At 72.6% G+C, this 18,103-nt stretch carries 20 protein-coding genes; 8 read left to right on the top strand and 12 right to left on the bottom strand.

The features are described 5' to 3' along the window. Window positions 1–32: 32 nt before the first annotated feature. The 7 genes from ACFUJ1_RS02850 to ACFUJ1_RS02820 all read right to left on the bottom strand — a co-directional run bounded on the left by ACFUJ1_RS02850 (window position 33) and on the right by ACFUJ1_RS02820 (window position 7,636). Entirely contained in the window at window positions 33–1,268 is a 1,236-nt protein-coding gene (locus ACFUJ1_RS02850; protein WP_378641760.1) for an MFS transporter, read from the bottom strand. Continuing rightward, window positions 1,265–2,605 (bottom strand): LLM class flavin-dependent oxidoreductase, encoded by a 1,341-nt coding sequence (locus ACFUJ1_RS02845; protein ID WP_378641758.1) that lies wholly within the window; start codon window positions 2,603–2,605, stop codon window positions 1,265–1,267. The genes ACFUJ1_RS02850 and ACFUJ1_RS02845 overlap by 4 nt, the downstream gene beginning before the upstream one ends. 19 nt (window positions 2,606–2,624) lie before the next feature. Further along, complete coding sequence (locus ACFUJ1_RS02840) at window positions 2,625–3,593, bottom strand: ABC transporter permease (RefSeq protein WP_378641756.1); 969 nt, start codon at window positions 3,591–3,593, stop codon at window positions 2,625–2,627. After that, window positions 3,590–4,411, bottom strand: coding sequence for an ABC transporter ATP-binding protein (locus ACFUJ1_RS02835; RefSeq protein WP_378641754.1), 822 nt, complete (start codon window positions 4,409–4,411; stop codon window positions 3,590–3,592). Before ACFUJ1_RS02835 ends, ACFUJ1_RS02840 begins: the two co-directional genes overlap by 4 nt. Next, window positions 4,408–5,475, bottom strand: a complete 1,068-nt coding sequence (locus ACFUJ1_RS02830) for an ABC transporter substrate-binding protein (RefSeq protein WP_378641753.1) — start codon at window positions 5,473–5,475, stop codon at window positions 4,408–4,410. The genes ACFUJ1_RS02835 and ACFUJ1_RS02830 overlap by 4 nt, the downstream gene beginning before the upstream one ends. 275 nt (window positions 5,476–5,750) lie before the next feature. Then, window positions 5,751–6,488, bottom strand: a complete 738-nt coding sequence (locus ACFUJ1_RS02825) for an IclR family transcriptional regulator (protein WP_378641751.1) — start codon at window positions 6,486–6,488, stop codon at window positions 5,751–5,753. Between the two features lie 101 nt (window positions 6,489–6,589). Further along, the gene (locus ACFUJ1_RS02820) at window positions 6,590–7,636 is read right to left on the bottom strand and encodes a YdcF family protein (protein WP_378641749.1); all 1,047 of its coding nucleotides are present in this window, start codon (window positions 7,634–7,636) and stop codon (window positions 6,590–6,592) included. A gap of 164 nt (window positions 7,637–7,800) precedes the next feature. On the opposite strand from ACFUJ1_RS02820, the gene pcaD reads away from it, so the two are divergent. The 3 genes from pcaD to ACFUJ1_RS02805 are packed head-to-tail and all read left to right on the top strand — an operon-like array spanning window position 7,801 to window position 9,909. Further along, entirely contained in the window at window positions 7,801–8,568 is a 768-nt protein-coding gene (gene pcaD / locus ACFUJ1_RS02815) for a 3-oxoadipate enol-lactonase (RefSeq protein ID WP_378641913.1), read from the top strand. 31 nt (window positions 8,569–8,599) lie between these two features. Further along, the gene (locus tag ACFUJ1_RS02810) at window positions 8,600–9,229 is read left to right on the top strand and encodes a flavin reductase family protein (RefSeq protein WP_378641747.1); all 630 of its coding nucleotides are present in this window, start codon (window positions 8,600–8,602) and stop codon (window positions 9,227–9,229) included. 29 nt (window positions 9,230–9,258) lie between these two features. Further along, a complete protein-coding gene (locus ACFUJ1_RS02805) occupies window positions 9,259–9,909 on the top strand; it encodes a nitroreductase family protein (protein ID WP_378641911.1) in 651 nt (216 codons plus the stop codon). A gap of 3 nt (window positions 9,910–9,912) precedes the next feature. Here the strand turns inward: ACFUJ1_RS02805 and ACFUJ1_RS02800 are convergent, their stop codons facing one another. From ACFUJ1_RS02800 to ACFUJ1_RS02785, 4 genes are read right to left on the bottom strand one after another with little or no spacing between them, the layout of a single operon-like run. Further along, window positions 9,913–10,446: a hypothetical protein gene (locus ACFUJ1_RS02800; protein ID WP_378641745.1), complete on the bottom strand. Its 534-nt coding sequence runs from the start codon at window positions 10,444–10,446 to the stop codon at window positions 9,913–9,915. 55 nt (window positions 10,447–10,501) lie between these two features. Beyond that, on the bottom strand, window positions 10,502–11,581 hold the full coding sequence (locus ACFUJ1_RS02795) for a saccharopine dehydrogenase family protein (RefSeq protein ID WP_378641743.1): 1,080 nt from the start codon (window positions 11,579–11,581) through the stop codon (window positions 10,502–10,504). Window positions 11,582–11,587: 6 nt separating this feature from the next. After that, the gene (locus tag ACFUJ1_RS02790) at window positions 11,588–12,217 is read right to left on the bottom strand and encodes a TetR/AcrR family transcriptional regulator (RefSeq protein WP_378641741.1); all 630 of its coding nucleotides are present in this window, start codon (window positions 12,215–12,217) and stop codon (window positions 11,588–11,590) included. A 59-nt stretch (window positions 12,218–12,276) separates the two neighbouring features. Next, window positions 12,277–14,250 (bottom strand): heavy metal translocating P-type ATPase, encoded by a 1,974-nt coding sequence (locus tag ACFUJ1_RS02785; protein ID WP_378641740.1) that lies wholly within the window; start codon window positions 14,248–14,250, stop codon window positions 12,277–12,279. A gap of 101 nt (window positions 14,251–14,351) precedes the next feature. Here ACFUJ1_RS02785 and ACFUJ1_RS02780 point away from each other — a divergent pair, with 101 nt between their 5' ends. From ACFUJ1_RS02780 to ACFUJ1_RS02765, 4 genes are all read left to right on the top strand, one after another. Then, entirely contained in the window at window positions 14,352–14,720 is a 369-nt protein-coding gene (locus ACFUJ1_RS02780; protein WP_378614800.1) for an ArsR/SmtB family transcription factor, read from the top strand. 126 nt (window positions 14,721–14,846) lie between these two features. Next, on the top strand, window positions 14,847–15,314 hold the full coding sequence (locus ACFUJ1_RS02775) for an RDD family protein (protein WP_378641738.1): 468 nt from the start codon (window positions 14,847–14,849) through the stop codon (window positions 15,312–15,314). A gap of 75 nt (window positions 15,315–15,389) precedes the next feature. Continuing rightward, window positions 15,390–16,073, top strand: a complete 684-nt coding sequence (locus tag ACFUJ1_RS02770; protein WP_378641736.1) for a GNAT family N-acetyltransferase — start codon at window positions 15,390–15,392, stop codon at window positions 16,071–16,073. 66 nt (window positions 16,074–16,139) lie between these two features. After that, the gene (locus ACFUJ1_RS02765) at window positions 16,140–16,424 is read left to right on the top strand and encodes a hypothetical protein (RefSeq protein WP_378641734.1); all 285 of its coding nucleotides are present in this window, start codon (window positions 16,140–16,142) and stop codon (window positions 16,422–16,424) included. Between the two features lie 61 nt (window positions 16,425–16,485). Here the strand turns inward: ACFUJ1_RS02765 and ACFUJ1_RS02760 are convergent, their stop codons facing one another. Then, a complete protein-coding gene (locus ACFUJ1_RS02760) occupies window positions 16,486–17,364 on the bottom strand; it encodes a helix-turn-helix transcriptional regulator (protein WP_378641732.1) in 879 nt (292 codons plus the stop codon). 73 nt (window positions 17,365–17,437) lie between these two features. Here ACFUJ1_RS02760 and ACFUJ1_RS02755 point away from each other — a divergent pair, with 73 nt between their 5' ends. Continuing rightward, window positions 17,438–18,097: a class I SAM-dependent methyltransferase gene (locus ACFUJ1_RS02755; RefSeq protein WP_378641730.1), complete on the top strand. Its 660-nt coding sequence runs from the start codon at window positions 17,438–17,440 to the stop codon at window positions 18,095–18,097. The last annotated feature ends 6 nt before the right edge of the window (window positions 18,098–18,103 follow it).

Below are 18,103 nucleotides of genomic sequence, written 5' to 3'. Positions count from 1 at the left end.
ACAGGCGCGCCGCGGCACATCGATCGGGTCGGTCATCGGATCACCCTTTCCTCGAAGGTCTCGGCCGGAGCGGGCCGAGGTGGCCAGGGAACGTAGCGGGGCAGGTAGTGGCGCATCACCGCGGCGCCGAGCGCGGCGACCCCGCCGATGCTCACCGCGGCGAGCGCGAGCGGCGCCGCCGATGCCAGCGCGCCGATCAGCAGCGGCCCGGCGAAGGCGCCGCCGTCGTGGGTCAGCCGCCAGGCCGCAAGGAACTCCGCGCGGATCGCGGCCGGGGCGACGTCGGCGCCGATGGTCATGATGACGCCGTTGCCGATGCCGTTGCCGATCCCCATCACGACGGCGACAACGCCGAGCGCCGCCGTCGTCTGGGTCAGCGGCACCGCGCAGTACGCGACGGCGAGCACCGCCAGCGACGGCACCGCCACCGGCAGCCGCCCGAACCGGTCCATGAGGTGCCCGGCCGGGTAGGCGAAGACCAGCTCCAGCGCGGCGCCGATCCCGAAGAGCAGGCTGGCGGTGGCCGCGCCGATCCCGATCTGGTGCGCCCAGAGCGGCAGGATCACCTCCCGCGATGCCCGCGCGGCGCCCATCAGCAGCGACCCGGCGCCGAGCGTGCACAGAATCCGGTGGTGCAGCCGGGTCACGCCGATCAGCGAGATCGGCGCCGGCACCGGCGGGGCCGTGCCTCCGGGCAGCGGCAGCGCCGCCATCAGCGCGCCGGCCAGCGCGAAGGTCACCAGCTGCACCGCGAAGCCGCCGCGGGTGCCCAGGCCGAGGATCGCCAGCGCGCCGAGGAACGGCCCCGCGAAGAAGCCGAGCCGCATCGCCCCGCCGAACAGCGACATCGCCCGCGCCCGCCGCCCGAAGGCGATGGACTCGGCCATGAAGGTCATCTGCGCCAGCCCCCACACGGCATTGGAAAGCCCGACGACCAGCAGCCCCGCGCAGAGCAGCGGCACCGTCGGCGCGAGCAGGCAGAGCAGCACCCCGGCCAGCCCGACCACCGTGCAGGCGATGGTCGAGCCGCGCTCGCCGAGCCGGGCCACCAGCTGCCCGGCCGGGATGTCGCCGAGCACCTGACCCAGCCCGACCAGCGCCACCGCCAGCCCAGCGACCGCCGCCGAGGCGCCGAGCTCCACCGCGCGCAGCGTCATCACCGGGGCGGCGGCGCCCATCCCGATTCCGCGCGCCACCGTCGGCACGTAGACCGGGAAGACCAGCGGGCGCAGCGAATCGAGCGGGAGGGGAGTGGTGCACGAGCTCATGCGCTCGCTTCGGCGCGGGGTTCGGCGAACCGGCTCTCGACCTCGTCGAGGCCGTAGTGCCCGCGGAGCGTGTCTGCGGTGTACTCGGTGCGGAAGAGCCCGCGCCGCTGCAGGATCGGCACCACCTGCTCGACGAAGTCCTCCAGCCCGCCGGGCAGGTAGGGCGGCATGATGTTGAAGCCGTCGGCGGCGCCGTTCTCGAACCAGCTCTGCAGTTCGTCGGCGATCTGCTCGGGCGTGCCTGCGAAGGAGCGGTGCCCGCGCCCGCCGCCGAGCTTGCCGATGAGCTGCCGCACCGTCAGCCGCTCGTTCTCGGCCAGCTCCTTGACCAGCACGTACCTGCTCTTGTTCCCCTCGAACTCGGTGACCTCGGGCAGCGGGGGCAGCGGGGCGTCCAGCGCGTGCTGGGTGAGGTCGACGCCGAGCAGCCGGGAGAGCTGGCCGAGCGCGTAGTCCGGCGAGATCAGGTCGGTGAACTCCTGCTCGAGGGCGTGCGCCTGCGCCTCGGTCCCGGCGATGTAGGGCACCAGCCCGGGCAGCACCTTGAGCTCGTCGGCGGCGCGGCCGTACTTCGGGAGCCGGGATTTCAGGTCGCGGTAGAACGCCTGGCCCTCGGCGAGCGTGCGCTGCGCGGTGAAGACGGCCTCGGCGTAGCGGGCGGCGAACTCCTTGCCGCTCTCCGAGGAGCCCGCCTGCACCAGCAGCGGCCTGCCCTGCGGGCTGCGCGGCGAGTTCAGCGGGCCGCGCACCCGGAACCGGGGGCCGTCGTAGTCGATGGTGTGCACCTTCGCGGGGTCGGCGAAGACCCCGCTCTCGGCGTCGAGCACCAGCGCCTCGGACTCCCAGCTGTCCCACAGCCGCAGCGCCACGTCGACGAACTCCGCCGCGCGCTCGTAGCGCCCCGCGTGCTGCGGGGTGCCGTCCAGCCCGAAGTTGGCGGCCTCGTCCGCGCCGGCCGAGGTGACGATGTTCCAGCCCGCCCGGCCGTGGCTGATGTGGTCGAGCGAGGTGAACTTGCGGGCCAGGTTGTACGGCTCGTTGTACCCGGTGGAGGCGGTGGCGATGAGCCCGACTTTCTCGGTGACCGCGGCGATCGCGGAGAGCAGCGTGATCGGCTCGAAGACCGCCTGGATATTGCGCTCGATGCGCGGCCCGATCGTCAGGCCGTCGGCGAAGAACACCGAGTCGAGCCTGCCGCGCTCGGCGATCCGGCCGAGCTCCTGGAAGTGCCCGACGTCGAGTACCCGGTGCTCCTCGGTGCGCGGGTGCCGCCAGGCCGCCTCGTGGTGGCCGACGCCCATCAGGAAGGCGTTCAGGTGAAACTGTCTCGCAGACATGGTGGATAGCTCCCGTGGGTCAGCGGTCGTGCTGGACGCGCCACCGCGAGAAGCGGCGCTCCAGCGTGACCAGCAGGCCGTTGAAGGACAGGCCGAGCAGCGAGATGGCCAGGATGCCCGCGTACATGTTCGGGATCTGGAAGTTCTGCTGCGCGGCGGTGATCAGGTAGCCAAGCCCGGCCCGCGCACCGACCATCTCGGCGGCTAGCAGCACCAAGATCGAGCTGGCCGCGGCCATCCGCAGGCCGGTGAAGATGGAGGGGATCGCGGCGGGCAGGATCACCTTCTGGAACAGCCGCAGCGGGCTCAGCCCGAGCGAGGCCGCCGACTTGATCAGCAGCGGATCGACCGTGCGCACCCCGGTGATGGTGTTCAGCAGGATCGGGAAGACGCTGGCGTACACCACCAGCGCCACCTTCGAGGTCTCGCCGATCCCGAGGATCAGCACGAAGACCGGGAGCAGCGCCAGCGCCGCGGTGTTGCGGAAGAGTTCGAGGATCGGGTTGAGCAGCTCGGCCACCGGCTTGTACCAGGCGATGGCGATGCCGAGCGGCACCGCGATGGCCAGCGCGATCGCGAATCCGCTCAGCGAGCGGCCCAGGCTCGCCTCGACGTGGATCCACAACTCACCGCTGGTCAGCAGCTCGGCGAAGGCCTGCGCGACCGTGCTGAACGGGGGCAGGAACACCTCGTCCACCAGCCCGGTGCGCGGCGCGACCTCCCACAGCGCCAGGAAGGCGACGATGGCGATGAGCGGCTTCACCACCCGCCACAGTGTGCGGAGCACCGGCGCGGCGATCCGGGCGCCGACACCGCGCGCCCCGGCCGCCGGTGCGGTGTCGGCGGTCGCCGTGGTGCCCGGCGCGGCCGCGGCGTCGGGCGCGGCCGCGGCGTCGGGCGCGGCCGCGGTGCCGGGCGCGGGTGCGGTGCCGGGTGCCGGGTCGGGTGCGGACTCTGCCGCGCGGACGAGTTCGGCTGCGCTGGTCATGGCTTCGGCCTCTCGGTGTGCTGGAGCTCCTGGTCCTGGGCACGCTCGACCTCGCTGCGCAGCAGCGACCAGATCTCGTGCCGGTAGGCGCGGAAGGTCTCGGTGGAGCGGATGTCCTCGCCGCTGTCCCGGTCGATCTCGACCTCGACGACGGCCTTGATCCGGCCCGGCCGCGAGGTGAGCACCGCGACCCGCTGTCCCAGGTAGACGGCCTCGTCGATGCCGTGCGTGATGAACAGGATCGTCTTGCCGGTGGCGCGCCAGATGCGCAGCAGCTCGTCCTGCAGTGCCTCCCTGGTCTGCGCGTCGAGCGCGGCGAAGGGCTCGTCCATCAGCAGCACCTCGGGGTCGAAGGCCAGGCTGCGGGCGATCGCGACGCGCTGCTTCATGCCGCCGGAGAGCTCGTGCGGGTAGCGGTCGCCGAAGCCGGTGAGCCCGACCAGCTCCAGGTAGCGGTCGGCGATCTCGCGCCGCGCTTTCCTGCGAAGCCCCTTGGCCTCCAGCCCGAACTCGATATTGGCCCGTGCGGTCCGCCAGGGAAGCAGCGCGTACTGCTGGAAGACGATCCCGCGGTCCAGCCCGGGCCCGGTGACCGGGGCGCCGTCCAGCAGGATCTGCCCCGACGTCGGCTTGCTGAGCCCGCCGAGCAGGTCGAGCAGCGTCGACTTGCCCGACCCGCTCGGCCCGACCAGGACGAGGAACTCGCCTGCGCGCACGTCGAGGGTGATGTCGTCGAGCGCGGTGAACTTCTCCGCCGACCCGCGCACCGAGAACTGCCTGCTGACCCCGCTCAGCGCGAGTTTGGTCGCGGTGCTCACTTGGCGAGCACCTCCCCGGCCGGGCCGCTCGCGGGCTGGTAGATGCCGTTGGCGTAGGGGTTGAACTCGTTGGTGAACAGGTCGGCGGCCTTCAGCTGGCCGTCCTTCAGCTCGCCGTTGCGGACCAGCCAGTCGACCCAGATCTGCAGCTCCTTCTCCGCGATCACCGCACCGGGCACCGGGAGGCCGGAGCTCTTCCAGAACTTCAGCAGCTCGGTGTTCTCCTGGCGGCCGCGCTTCTCGATGATCGCGGCGAACTCGGCGACCACCTCGTCGCGCGGGGTCACCTGCAGCCAGCGGGTGGCGCGGGCGGTGCCCTGCACGAAGTCGGCGACGGCGTCCTTGTTCTTGTCGATGAAGTCGTCGCGGAACACATAGGTGCCGTAGTCGAACTCGCCGAAGATGGCCTTGTCGGTGTAGAGCGGGCGCAGCCCACCGCGCTCCAGCGCCGTGTCCCGGAAGACCGAGCCGAGGGTGCCGACGTCGACCTGGCCCTTGCGCAGCGCGTCCTCGGTATTGGCCGGCGGCACGACGACGAGCTGCACCTGCTCGATCTCGTCCTCGGAGAGGCCCTGCTGGTGCAGCCACTCCCTGGTGATGAACTCGTGGTGCGCGCCGAGCGTGTTCACCGCGACCTTCTTGCCGATCAGGTCGCGGGCGGCGGTGATCGGCGAGCCGTCCAGCACGTAGTAGCCGCTGAACGACTTGTCGTCCGCGCCGTAGGAGCTGAGCACCGAGGTGACCTTCGCGCCGCCGGAGATCAGCTTCACCACCGCGCCGTTGAAGGCGCTGCCGAACTCGACCTGGTTGGTCGCCGCCGCCTGGATATTGGCGGGGCCGCTGGTGGTGTCGCCCTCCCACTGCAGCGAGATCTTCTCGAAGTAGCCGAGCTCCTGGGCCAGCTCGAACGGGGTCACCTGGCCGGTCTGGCCCTGGTAGCGCAGCACGGTCTTGCCGTCGGCGGTGGTCGTGGTGCCGGAGTCGCCGCAGGCGGTCAGCACCGAGAGCCCGGCCAGGGCGGCGAGCGCGGCGGCCGCGATTCGTTGTCTTGCGGTGGAGAACATGGCTGTTCCTTCTGGGAGCGGGCCCGTGCGGGCACGCCGGGAGAACGGGGAAATTCCCGGGGGCGAGAGAGAGGGGAGGGCGCTGGAATCAGCGCCGACAGGTCCCGTGCGGGGTGCGCATCAGGTCGACGGCGCGGCGGCGGATCAGTGCGGTGCGAGACGACACGTCGGCGCCTTTCGTTCGAGGTACAGGGGCTGTCTGAGCTTCATCGTGGGTGCCGGGCAGCGGCTCGGACAACCGTCTTTCCACAATGTGGAAATCACCGTGATCCGAATTACGTTGCGGGACAGCCGCTCTGTCGGACGACCGTCCCGATGCGTGTCGCGACCTGCCGCATGGCCGGGAGAATGTCGCGGACCAGGGCGTCGTCGAGCCGGGCGCAGCGCGCCTGCACCCCGAGCGCGCCCCACACCTTGCGGTCCCGGTCGAAGACCGGGACGGCGACCGAGCGGATGGGGTCGTCGTCCTCGAGTTCGGCGAACTCGAACTCCTCCGAGGCGAAGCCCTTCCTGCGCACCACGTCCAGGTCGGTGCGCAGCCCGTCGCCCGCGCCGGACCAAGCGAGCAGCGCCTGCCCCGGCGCGCTCTGCCGCAGGTGCCTGCGCTGCCGCGGCACCTGGTGCGCGCAGAAGTGCACCGGCGGGCGGGCCTGGAAGACGGTGAGCGCCGCGTCGTCGTCGAGCACGCTCAGACTGGTCGTGATCTTGATCCCGGCGGCCAGCGCGTAGAGGTGCGGGGCAGCCGAGTCCAGCCCGAGCCTGGTCAGCGCGGGCCGGGCGAGCGTGGCGAGCCCGTGGCCGACCCGGTAGCGGTCGGTGAGCGGATCCTGCTCCAGCAGCCGCCCGCGCACCAGCGCCTGGGCCAGCCGGTGCGCGGTGCTCACCGGCACCCCGGCCAGCTTGGCGAGCTCGCTGACGGAGAGCTCGGGGTCGTCTCCTTCGAAGCAGTTCAGCAGGTGGATGGCGCGCTCGACCGCCTGGGAGCCGGTGCGCGTCTGGTCAGTGGGGGCCATGGCACCGTCCTCGGGTCGAGCTGCGCTGTGTCGCGGTGAACTGTTCCGCACGGCCCCACCACCGGCAATCGTTCGACGCGGTCTGCGCGCAACCCTCGGCGTCAGGTGATCAGGTAGGCATGTGCCGCTGAGGCCGGGATCGCGATCGCGGCGGCCGTGGCCACCGCGACGTGCGCGCGGCGGTAGTGCGTGGTGAGGACCGCCGCGAACTCGCGCAGGAACGCCGCCGGGATGAAGTACAGCGCCGTGCGGGCCCCCGCCACATGCGCCTCCACGCCGAGCCGACGGGTCAGTGCGGCTGCCCGCAGGACGTGGAAGTTGCTGGTGACGACGGTGATGCGCGCGGTATCGGGATCGACGCCGCGGTCGCGGAGCAGGGCGAGGCTGTTGCGCAGGTTCTCCTCGGTGTTGCGGGACTCCCGCTCGCGCACGATCGACTCGGCCGAGACACCGGCTCGGATCAGGTAGGTGGCCATGGCGTCGGCCTCGCTCAGCGCCTCGTCGCCGCCCTTGCCGCCGGAGGTGACGAGGAGCGGGCCGCGGCCTGCCGCCGTCTCGGCCCGGTACACGCGCAGCGCCCGCCGCAAGCGGGAGGCGAGCAGCGGGGTGACCCTGTCGCGGTTGAGTCCGCAGCCGAGCACCACGATGGCGTCGGGGCCGGTGTCGTCCGGGAGCTGGTCGTAGACCACGGCGTGCCCGGCGAAGGCGAGCAGGTGTGCCAGCAGGTACACGCCGGCCAGCGTGGTCGCGGTGGCGACGATCAGCAGCCACGGCGGCACCTCCGGCCCGCGGCGCAGTGCGAGCGCGGCGGCGACCGGGAGGACGAGCAGGCCGATTCCGGCGAGCACCGGGGTCAGGGTGATCGGCCGGACGCCCTCGTGCAGCACGACCGCGATTCCGTTGCCGAGCAGTCCGAGTCCGGTGGCGAGCACGGCGAGCAGGAACAGGCCGGTCACCACCAGGGAGGCGGTGTCGAGCACGGCGGGGGCCGCCACCCGCGCCGCCGCCGTCGCCGCGCCGACGAGGACCAGCGAGAGCGCGACCAGCAGCAGGAATCCGGTGGAGAGGCGCCGGGGTTCCCGGCGCATCCGGACCGCACCGAATACCGCCGTCGCCCAGCCCGCCACCAGCAACACCACAGGGTCCACCGACCGCCTCCTCCGCTTCCCGGGGCTGTATACCCAGAACCGCGGCGATACCATGGCGCCGTGTTCGTGTTCTTCGGCGCGGCCGCGGTGCTCCCGATTCCCGGGGCGGATCCCGTCGTCGCGTCCCGCGCTCCGGTGTTCGTCCGGCCTGCCATCGAGGCGTGATGGTCGAGCTCGCGCACACCGCGCTTCCCGGCTCAGGCACCCCGCTGGTGTTCCTCGGCTCGATCGCCTCGGACCGCAGCATGTGGCAGCCCCAGCTGGACGAGCTCGGCGGCCCCGCGCTCGCCGTGGACCTGCGCGGGCACGGCGGCTCACCCGCTCCCGCCGGGCCGTACACCGTCGCCGAGCTGGCCATGGACGTGGTCGAGCTGCTGGACCGCAGGGGGGTCGACGCCGCCCACCTGGTCGGGCTCTCGCTGGGCGGCGCGGTCGCCCAGTGGATCGCGGCCGAGCGGCCGGATCGCGTCGCCGCGCTGAGTCTGTTCTGCACTGCCGCCCGCTTCGGCACGCCTGCCATGTGGGCCGAGCGCGCCGCGGTGGTCCGCCGCGACGGCACCGCCAGCCTGGCCGCATCCGCCCTGACCCGCTGGTTCACCCCCGGCTTCGGCGCCGCGCACCCGGAGATCGCCGCCCTTTGCACCGCCATGATCGCGAACACCGACGACGAGGCATACGCCGGATGCTGCGCGGCGCTGGGGGAGTGGGACGGCCGCGCCGACCTCGCCCGCATCAGCGCGCCCACCCTGGTCGTCGCGGGCGCCGACGACCCGGGCACCCCGCCGTCGGTCGTCGCCGAGGTGGCGGACGGGATCGCCGGGGCCGAGTTCGTCGTGCTCGACGACGCCGCGCACCTGCCGACCCTGCAGCACCCGCGCCTGGTCGCGGCGCTCATCGCCCGGCGCTACGGGAACGCCGGCTCGACCTCCTGATCGGCGCGTGCGCGCCGGTTACGGTGGAGCCGTGCGCACCGACATCGACCCCGGCGAACTCGGCTTCGGCGGCTTCTACCGCATCCTGACCAGCGTCGTCGTGCCCCGGCCGATCGCCTGGGTCTCGACTCGCTCGGCCGACGGCGTCGACAATCTGGCGCCGCATTCGTTCTTCACCGTGTCCTGCGTGCGCCCGCCGATGGTGCAGTTCACCTCGGTGGGGGTGAAGGATTCGCTGCGCAATGTCCTCGACACCGGCGAGTTCGTCGTCTGCCTCGCCACCGAGCCCGCCTTCGAGCGGATCAATGCCACCGGAACCGATTTCCCGGCCGAGCTGTCGGAGTTCACCGAGGTCGGGCTCACCCCGGAGCCGAGCCGGACGGTGGCCCCGCCGCGCGTCGCGGAGTCGCCGGTCGCGCTGGAGTGCAGGCTGGAACAGACCGTGGGGCTGGGCGATTCGACCGTGGTGATCGGCCGCGTGCTGCACGCCGCCATCGACGCCGATGTCTTCGAGACCGACGAGCAGGGCACCGCCCTGCCCGCCATCGACCGGCTGCGCCCGCTGGCCCGCCTCGGCCGCGACGAATGGTCCACCATCGGGCAGGTGCTCGATATCGGCCGCATCCCCTACGACCGCTGGCCGGGCCACTTCCGCCGCTGAGCCCGACCGGTACCGTCGACACCATGCCGATCGAACTGGACCTCTCCCCGGACGAACTGCTCTCCACCACCAGGGCCGTGCGCAAGCGGCTCGACCTGGACCGCGAGGTTCCGCTGGAGGTCGTGCGCGAGTGTCTGGAGCTGGCGGTGCAGGCGCCGAGCGGGTCGAACCGGCAGGGTTGGCACTGGGTCGTGGTCACCGACCCGGCCAAGCGCAAGGCGCTCGGCGAGCTGTACCGGCGCGGCTTCGAGGCGTACCAGGCCGACCCCGGCTACCTCGGCAACAAGGTGAGCGGCGACCCCGAGGTCGATGCCTCCCGCCGCCGGGTGGCGAGCTCGGCGGAGTACCTGGCCGAGAAGCTGGGCGAGGTCCCGGTGCTGCTGGTGCCGTGCCTCTCCGGCCGGGTGGACAACGCGCCCAGCGCCGCCAGCGCCTCCTACTGGGGCTCCCTCTTCCCCGCCGTCTGGAACTTCTGCCTCGCGGCGCGCTCGCGCGGGCTCGGAACCACCTGGACCACCCTGCATCTCGGCTACGAGAAGGAGGCCGCCGAGGTGCTCGGCATCCCCTACGAGAAGGTGTCGCAGGGCGCGCTGCTCCCGGTCGCGTACACGAAGGGCACCGATTTCAAGCCCGCCGCCCGCGCCGACCTCGACCGGATCGTGCACGTCGACAGCTGGTGACGCTCAGGGCACCGACTGCAGGTGCCGGGGCGGGCGATGCTCGAGATCGTCCAGCCACGCGAGGGTATCGTCCCACCCGGTGGCGGCGCTGCGGTGCAGCAGCAGCCGCACGCAGGCCACCAGGTCGTCCCGCTCGGCCTCGATGACCGAGCGCAGGTTCCGCGCCCGGCGCTGCCAGCGCGGATGCGCCCGCTCCGGGTAGCCGATCTCGGTGCCCGCCCGGTCGACGAGCTCCGGTTCGGGCAGTTCGGTGCGGTCCGGGTCGCGGTCCAGCCAGAGCAGCACCGCGACCGTCCGGCCCAGCTCGCTGAGGTCGCGCGCGCACGCGGTGTCCGGCAGCGCGATGTCGGCGTGCCTGCCGAAATCGCCGAGCATGTCCCGCATCCGGGGCACCGTCGGCCCGTCCACCCAGGAGAGCCGCAGCTCGCCGGTGTGCTCGCGCTCCACCCGCACCCGGGAGCCGACGCGCTCGGTCAGCCACGCCGACAACCGCTCCTCCACCACCACCAGCTCCGTCCACCCGACCCCTGCGGACACGTAGTGACCGGAACCGGCGAAGGCAAACCCGTGGCAAATGGAATGGCTCGGCCGGTCAGCGCCGGAAGCCCGCCTCCGCCGCGCCCGCGGTGAGCGCCTCGAGCCCGAAGGCGTCGACCGGGCCGAGCGCGCCGGTGCCGCGCAGCCCGCCGCTCAGTGCCGTGGTGGCGCCCCAGGCCAGGATGGCCGAGGTGAAGTCGTAGGGGTCGTTGCCGTTCAGCGTAACCGTGGCCAGCACCTTCCCGTTCGCATCGGCGGCCTCCGCCACGGCCCAGGACCGGGTGCGCGCCCGCGCCTCCGGGCCGGGCCCGCCGGTCGAGCCCTGCACGACCTTCGCCAGCGCCCCCTCGGCCAGGGCCCTGGCGGGCGCGACCTTGCCGAGCAGCCCCGCGACCAGCGAGCCGCCCTGCAGCCCGCGCGCCGCCAGCGGCGGCAGCCCGAGGAACACATCGGCCTCGCGCAGCCCCGGATGCACCCGGGTCAGCGCGAGATGCTCGGAGCCCGGGATGGAGACGCCGGTGCGCTGCTTGCCCACCACGTCGAAGCTCCGGATCTTCGATCCCGAGCGCTCCGGGACCACCCGGCCGCCGCGCAGCGCGAACCCGTGCTCGAACAGCATCCCCGCGATCGAGGCGCGGGTGCCGCCGCTGGTCCCCGGCGCCTCCACGAAGTAGCCGACATCGATCTTCGTCGCCTCCGGCGCTTCCTCGAGTGCCAGCGCGGCCGCGAGATTGCCGGGCACGTAGTCGAATCCGAACGCGCTCAGCAGCCCGACCCCCGCCTTGCGGGCCTGCGCGTCGTGGTCGAAGACGGTGCGGATGAACGGCCCCTCACCGGTCGAGTCGAAGTAGTGCGCTCCCGCCGCCAGCGCCGCAGCCAGCGCGGGCTCGCCGAACCGCAGGAACGGGCCGACGGTCGTGATCAGCACATCGCCCTCGGCGAGCAGTGCCCGCACCGAATCCGGGTTCGTCACGTCGGCCACCGCGGTCTCCGTGCCGCCGATATCGGCCGCGAGTTTCGCCAGCGCGTCCGGGTTGCGCGCGGCCAGCACCGGGCTCGCGCCCTGCGCGACCAGCGCTTCCGCGGTCAGCCGACCGGTGTAACCGGTGGCGCCGAACAACACGATCTTCGGCATCTGCCGTCACCTGCATTTCTGTTCGTCGGAGTTCGGGATGAGCAGCCCTTCGCCGACCGCGGTGGCGAGCAGCGGGAGCAGGGCGTCCGGGTCGGCGCGGTGCCGGTCGGCGCGCCAGGAGAGGGCGATGACGCCGCTCATGGCGGCCCAGAGGACGGTCGCGGTGGTGCGTGGGTCGATATCGGGGCGGACGTCGCCCTCCGCGATGCCGTCGGCGATGGCGTCGGCGAGCCTGCCGGTCTGCTCGTCCAGCAGGTCGGCGATGCGCTCGAACGCCGGGCTGCCGGAGGAGGTCTGCGTGAGCAGCCGGAATTCGTGCGGGCGTTCCTTCGCGAACCGCACGTACGCCTCGGCCGCGCCGAGCACCCGCTGCACCGCGCTCCCCGGCTGTGCGTAGGCCGCGTCCATGTAGACGCGGTTCGCCTCCATCGCCCGTTCCGCGACCGTCATGAGCAGGGCGTCGCGCCCGCCGACCCGGTTGTAGATGGTCTGCACGGCCACATCGGCCCGCTCCGAGACCGCGGGGAGGGTGAGGGCCTCCGGGCCGCCCTCGTCCAGCAGTTCCCGCGCCGCGCCGATGATCGCCTCCCGCGTCGCCGCGGTCTTGCGGGTCATCCGCGAAGGGGTGGCGGTCACCTGGTGACTATAACCCATTCCAATTCTGGAGGGCCTTCCAGAAATCAGCGAGGCTTCGGTCATCCCCGCACTCTCGCACGGGGTTCCGACGGGAACGCGGACGAGCGCAAGAGCCGCAGCCCGTTCAACCCGACCAGGATCGTCGACCCCTCGTGCCCGGCCACGCCGAGCGGCAACGGCAGCGTGCCCGCCAGATCCCAGGTCACCAGCACGACGATGAAGGTCGCGGCGATGGCCAGGTTGGCGATGACCACCCGCCGCGCCCGGCGCGACAGCGCGATGACGGCGGCGACCGTGCCGAGATCGTCGCGCACGACGATCGCGTCCGCGGTCCGCAGCGTGAGATCCGACCCCGCCCCGCCCAGCGCGATCCCGGCATGCGCGGCGGCGAGCGCGGGCGCGTCGTTGATACCGTCCCCGACCACCGTGACCCGCGCCCCGGCCGCCTCCAGTTCGCGCACCGCGGCGACCTTGTCGTCCGGCAGCAGTTCGGCCCGGACATCGCTGATCCCGACCTCGGCGGCGAGCCGCTCCGCCGTCATACGGTTGTCCCCGGTCAGCAGCACCGGCGCACTACCGGTCAGCGCGGTCACCGCGGCCACGGCGGCAGCCGCCTCGGGCCGGGTCCGGTCGGCGATCCCGAGCACCCCGACCGGCTGCGCGTCCACCGTCACCACGACCGCGGTGTGCCCCCGCTCCTGCACCGCGGTCACCTCGGCGAGACCGGGAAACGCGGCGGGGGAGACCACGGTGACCCGCCGACCCTCGACAACCCCACGCCCCGGCCGCGCCCCGAACTCCCGCGCCCCGACCACCCCCTCGACTCCACGCCCCGGCTGCGCGGCGAACCCCCGCACCTCGCCCAGCGCCAACCCCCGCGCCCGTGCCGCCCGCACCACCGCCGCGCCCAGCGGATGCTCACTCGGCACCTCCACCGAGGCCGCAACCCGTAGTACCTCGTCGGAGCAGAGGTCGGAGAGACAGCGAACCTCGACCAACTCCGGAGCCCCCCGGGTCAACGTCCCGGTTTTGTCGAACGCCACGAGCGTGGTCCCCCCGAGCCGCTCCATCACCACCGCCGACTTCACCAGCACCCCGTGCCGCCCTGCGGTCGCGATGGCGGCCAGCAACGGCGGCATGGTCGCCAGCACCACCGCACACGGCGAGGCCACGATCATGAACGTCATGGCCCGCAGCAGTGCCCGCCGCACCGTGTCCCCGAGCAGCAGCGGAAGCACGAACACCGCCACCGCCACCGCCACCATCCCGATCGAATACCGCTGCTCCACCTTCTCGATCAACAGCTGCGTCCGCGCCTTGGTCCGGCTCGCCTCCTCGACCAGCACCGCGATCCGCGCCACCACCGAATCCGCGGCCCGCCGATCCACCCGGATCCGCAGCGCACCCGTGCCGTTGACCGTCCCCGCGAACACCTCGTCACCAGCGGTCTTGTCCACCGGAAGCGGCTCACCGGTGATCGTCGCCTGATCGACCTCGCTCCCGCCGGAGAGCACCGTCGCATCGGCGGCGATCCGCTCCCCCGGCCGTACCAGCAGCACGTCCCCGACGGCGAGTTCGGCCGCCCGGACCGTCTCCTCGCCCCCGGCGCCGAGCCGGGTGGCGGTGTCCGGCGCCAGATCGACCAGCCCGCGCACCGAATCCTCGGTCCGCGCGGTAGCCAGCGCCTCCATCGCCCCCGAGGTGGCGAAGATGACGATGAGCAGCGCCCCCTCGGTGATCTGCCCGATCGCCGCCGCCCCGATCGCCGCCACCACCATCAGCAGATCCACGTCCAGCGTCCGCTCCCGCAGTGCCCGCAGCCCCGCGAGCCCCGGCTCCCAGCCCCCGGCGGCGTAACAGGTGAGGTAGCAGCCCCACCACAGCCACTCCGGCGCGCCACCGAGCTGCGCCGCCAGCCCGGCCAGGAACAGCACCAGAGCCATTGCGGCCCAGCGCACCTCGGCCAGTGCGAGCAACCCCGTGCGCCGCACGGGCACGGCGGGAGCAGGGGATGGGCGGGTCAGCACGACCACGGGCGAACCTCCGAAAGCGACGGGCGAAGCGGACCGACCCGAGACTAACAGAAGAGATGAACATGTATTCATACATGGAGCTCGGAGTAGGATGCCCCCTCATGGGACACGGAGTCGAGGGCCGCAGCCGACCGGCCGCACGCCTCGACGCCACCGCGGCCGCCCACGTCGCCACCACCCTGCAGGCCCTCGCCACCCCGAGCCGCCTGCTCATCCTCACCGAACTGCGGCACGGCCCCCGCCCGGTCTCCGAACTGGCCGAGGCCGTCGGCATGGAGCAGTCCGCGGTCTCGCACCAGCTGCGGCTGCTGCGCAACCTGGGCCTGGTGGTCGGCAACCGCAGCGGCCGCTCGATCGTCTACAGCCTCTACGACGCGCACGTGGCGCAGTTGCTGGACGAGGCCGTCTACCACAGTGAGCACCTCCGGCTCGGCCAGCCGGACCGGCTCCGCGACAGCGACGCGGGCTGAGCGCAGCTGTTGCGGCCTCGGAGAATTCAGGGTCGGAATCAGGGTTGCCAGCCCTCGCGGCAACCCCGATGATCTTCTACGATTCGGGGGCCAGCCGGTGAGGTTGCTGATCCCGAGGAGGACCACGTGAGCACGAGCGGTTTCGACCCCCAGATCACCCCCGTCACCGGTTCACCCGGCGGCCTCGGCAAACGCGCGGGCGCCCGGTTCATCGACTGGGTCATCGCCGGCCTCGTCGGCGCCGTCATCTTCTGGCTGCTGAACAGGTCGGTCGACGCCCCCGACTGGGTCTCGGTGCTGCCCGGCGCGGGCTTCGGCTTCCTCTACTTCCTCTTCTTCGAGGTGCTCACCGGCGAGACGCCGGGCAAGAAGATCCTCGGCCTGCAGGTCCGCGGCGCCGACGGCGCCGCCAAGCCCAGCGTCCTGGACTCGGCCAAGCGCAATGCCTACATGCTGCTCAACCTGATCCCCTGCGTCGGCGGGCTGCTCTGGTTCGTCGCGGCGATCTACATCGCGGTCACCATCAGCTCCAGCCCCACCAAGCAGGGCTGGCACGACAAGTTCGCCGGCGGCACGCAGGTCGTCGACAACTGAGGCCGGGGGCGGTGGCTCGGGTCCCCGCGTGCTGAACTGACGGTCGCACTCGCCCGACCGGAAGGCACGACACCCGTGGACACCACCCCATTGGACGACCCGGTGGGCGGGTCGCTGCACGGCAACCACGCCCACCTGGCCCGCCGCGTCGGCCGGGCAGCCACCTACCTCCCCGACGTCACCACCTTCGCCGCGGTCGACCCCGGCGACGGCGGCGAATGGGACGACCTGACCCGGCTGCTCGGCCCCGGCGCCGACGCCGACCTGTTCAGCTGCCCGGTCCTGCCGCCCGCGCACTGGACCGAGTTCTTCCACCTCGCGGGCAGGCAGCTGATCCTGCCCGGCGCCCTCGCCGACACGCCGAGGGTCGCCGACGTGATCGAGCTCGGCGCCCCCGACGCCGCCGAGATGCTCGACCTCGTCGAAACCACCCGCCCCGGCCCGTTCTGGCCGCGCACCCACGAACTCGGCCCCTACCTCGGCATTCGCGGCGCCGACGGCCTGCTGCTCGCCATGGCGGGCGTGCGGCTGCGCCCGCCCGGCTGGTCGGAGATCAGCGCCGTCTGCACCGTCCCCGAGGCCCGCGGCCGCGGCTACGCCGCCCAACTGATCGGCGAGCTGGTCGCCCGGATCACCGCCCTCGGCGACCGCCCCTTCCTGCACGTCGCCGAGACCAACACCGGAGCCATCGCGCTCTACGAACGCCTCGGCTTCCGCACCCGCACCCCGGTCACCTTCCGCGGATTCCGCGTTCCCTGACCGAGCCGTGTTGGATCGCCCCGGCCGGGGTAGGCGGAGTGCACGACAGCGACAGGGTGAGGTGTGATGGGTTCCAGAAAGCGACCGGCTCGGCGCGGCAGGGCTCCCGAATGGTTCACCCGCCTCGGCCCCGACGCGCAATCGGCGCTGCTGGACGACCCGTACCGCGAACTCACCGAACCGCTGGTCACCGCGCTCGGCCCGGACGCGGAGAACGTGGTCGGCCGCGTCTACACCGCCCACGAGCGCAGCACCCGCTACTACCTGGCGCCGCGCGCCGCCGTCGAACTGGTCAGCGCCCGCGGCCGGGTGCGCGGCTGGTGGCGCAGGCTCTCCCCGCTGCACCGGTAGGTGGTGCACCGCCCGGTCGGGGGTGCGGGCGGTGCACCGGTATCGAGGTTACGTGCGCGGCTCAGCCGTGGCTATTGCCGTGCAACTGATTGCGCCACGCGCGCGGCGACAGCTCGTGCGCCCGCCGGAACACCCGGCCGAAGTACGAGGGGTCGGGCAGCCCGACCCGTCTCGCTATCACCGCGATCGGTAAGTCGCTGCCGCCCAGCAGTTCCCGCGCATGCGCCATCCGCCGCTCGGTGATCCAGTCCTGCACCGTGCGCCCGGTGCGGCGGCGCACGAGCGTGGTCAGATGGCCGGGGGTGACGCCGACCGCGGCGGCCACGTCGCGCAGCGAGAGCGGCTCGCCGAAGCGGCGGTCGATCACCTCGAAAACATCGGCGAGCAGCGGTTCACCCAGCAGCCGGAACTCGCCGGGGATGTCGGTGGTGAGCCTGGCGAGATCGATCAGCAGCAGCGTCAGGTGCGCCAGCGCGGCCTGCTGGAAACCTTCGCGGCGGTGCTCGAGCTCGGTCTCGATCGCGGCCATGGTGTCCGTCCACAGCGTGTGGCCCGGCGGGAGCGGCACCCGCAGCAGCCCGCTCGCCTGCCCGTGCAGGAAGGCGGAGAGCAGCGGGTGCCGATTCCAGGTCGGCCACGGCGAGCGGCTGTCGATGCCGAGCGCGCCGGGGTCGAAGAACACCGTGACGCTCGGGTCCGGCAGCGGCACATGCCCGACATCGACCACCCGACCCGGCGAGACCACGTAGACCGCGTGCTCCGCGGGCAGATGCACCAGGACGGGGAAGTCGTGGATGTGCGGCGCCTGCTCGAGCCCGTCCGACCCGTGCAACCGCAGCAGCGAGACCGGGGGAGTGCCCGGATCGGAGCGATACCCGTACACCGGCACACCCCGGTGCTGCCGGATCAGCCGCGTGGCCCGCGGTCGCACATCGGACACCGAACCGAAGATAGTCCTGGTTTCGCCGAATATCCGCCGACTTCTCCCGCGCCGTCCTCGCGACCATGGAGTCATGACCTCGCGCACCCTCGGCAACGACCACGACTACCTGCCCGCAGCGGGCAACGACCTGTTCCTGCCGTTCTACGACCTGCTCAGCCGGGCATTCGGCAGCCCTGCCGTGCACCACACCCTGCTCGCCCAGGCCGGTATCGATAGCGGCCACACCGTGCTCGAAATCGGCTGCGGCACCGGCAACCTGACGATCCTCGCGCAGCGCGCGGTGCCCGGCGCCGGCGTGATCGGCACCGATCCCGACCCGCGCGCCCTCGCCCGCGCCGAGCGCAAGGCCCCCACCCTCCGCTTCGAGCGCGCCTACGCCCAGGACCTGCCGCACCCCGACGGCAGCGTCGACCGCGTGCTCTCCGCGCTCATGCTGCACCACCTCGATGCCGACGCGAAAGCCGCGGTCGCCGCCGAAGCCTTCCGCGTCCTGCGCCCCGGCGGCCGCCTGCACCTCGCCGACATCGGCGGGCCGATGACCCCCGCCGACGGGTTCGCCGCCCGCCTGCACCTGCGCAGCGCACACGTTCGCGGCAATCTCGGCGACACGCCGCTGGCGGTGCTGCGCACGGCGGGCTTCGACACCGAGCAGGTGCTCTCCCACCCGCACCGCGCCCTCGGCCGCGTCACCTACTACCGCGCCACCCGCCCCGGAAATGCCGAGCGCTGATCGCGT

Origin of the sequence: Nocardia sp. NPDC057227 (assembly GCF_042669725.1) — a bacterium.
GTDB lineage: Bacteria > Actinomycetota > Actinomycetes > Mycobacteriales > Mycobacteriaceae > Nocardia > Nocardia asteroides_A.
Note: the sequence above shows the minus strand (reverse complement) of the source record. Positions and strands in the feature narration are given on the sequence as shown.

What these genes read in the sequence shown, in the direction of transcription:
- ACFUJ1_RS02850 (WP_378641760.1), bottom strand. Translation starts at nt 1,268, where the DNA reads ATGAGCTCGTGCACCACTCCCCTCCCGCTCGATTCGCTGCGCCCGCTG.
- ACFUJ1_RS02845 (WP_378641758.1), bottom strand. Translation starts at nt 2,605, where the DNA reads ATGTCTGCGAGACAGTTTCACCTGAACGCCTTCCTGATGGGCGTCGGC.
- ACFUJ1_RS02840 (WP_378641756.1), bottom strand. Translation starts at nt 3,593, where the DNA reads ATGACCAGCGCAGCCGAACTCGTCCGCGCGGCAGAGTCCGCACCCGAC.
- ACFUJ1_RS02830 (WP_378641753.1), bottom strand. Translation starts at nt 5,475, where the DNA reads ATGTTCTCCACCGCAAGACAACGAATCGCGGCCGCCGCGCTCGCCGCC.
- ACFUJ1_RS02825 (WP_378641751.1), bottom strand. Translation starts at nt 6,488, where the DNA reads ATGGCCCCCACTGACCAGACGCGCACCGGCTCCCAGGCGGTCGAGCGC.
- pcaD (WP_378641913.1), top strand. Translation starts at nt 7,801, where the DNA reads ATGGTCGAGCTCGCGCACACCGCGCTTCCCGGCTCAGGCACCCCGCTG.
- ACFUJ1_RS02795 (WP_378641743.1), bottom strand. Translation starts at nt 11,581, where the DNA reads ATGCCGAAGATCGTGTTGTTCGGCGCCACCGGTTACACCGGTCGGCTG.
- ACFUJ1_RS02780 (WP_378614800.1), top strand. Translation starts at nt 14,352, where the DNA reads ATGGGACACGGAGTCGAGGGCCGCAGCCGACCGGCCGCACGCCTCGAC.
- ACFUJ1_RS02765 (WP_378641734.1), top strand. Translation starts at nt 16,140, where the DNA reads ATGGGTTCCAGAAAGCGACCGGCTCGGCGCGGCAGGGCTCCCGAATGG.
- ACFUJ1_RS02755 (WP_378641730.1), top strand. Translation starts at nt 17,438, where the DNA reads ATGACCTCGCGCACCCTCGGCAACGACCACGACTACCTGCCCGCAGCG.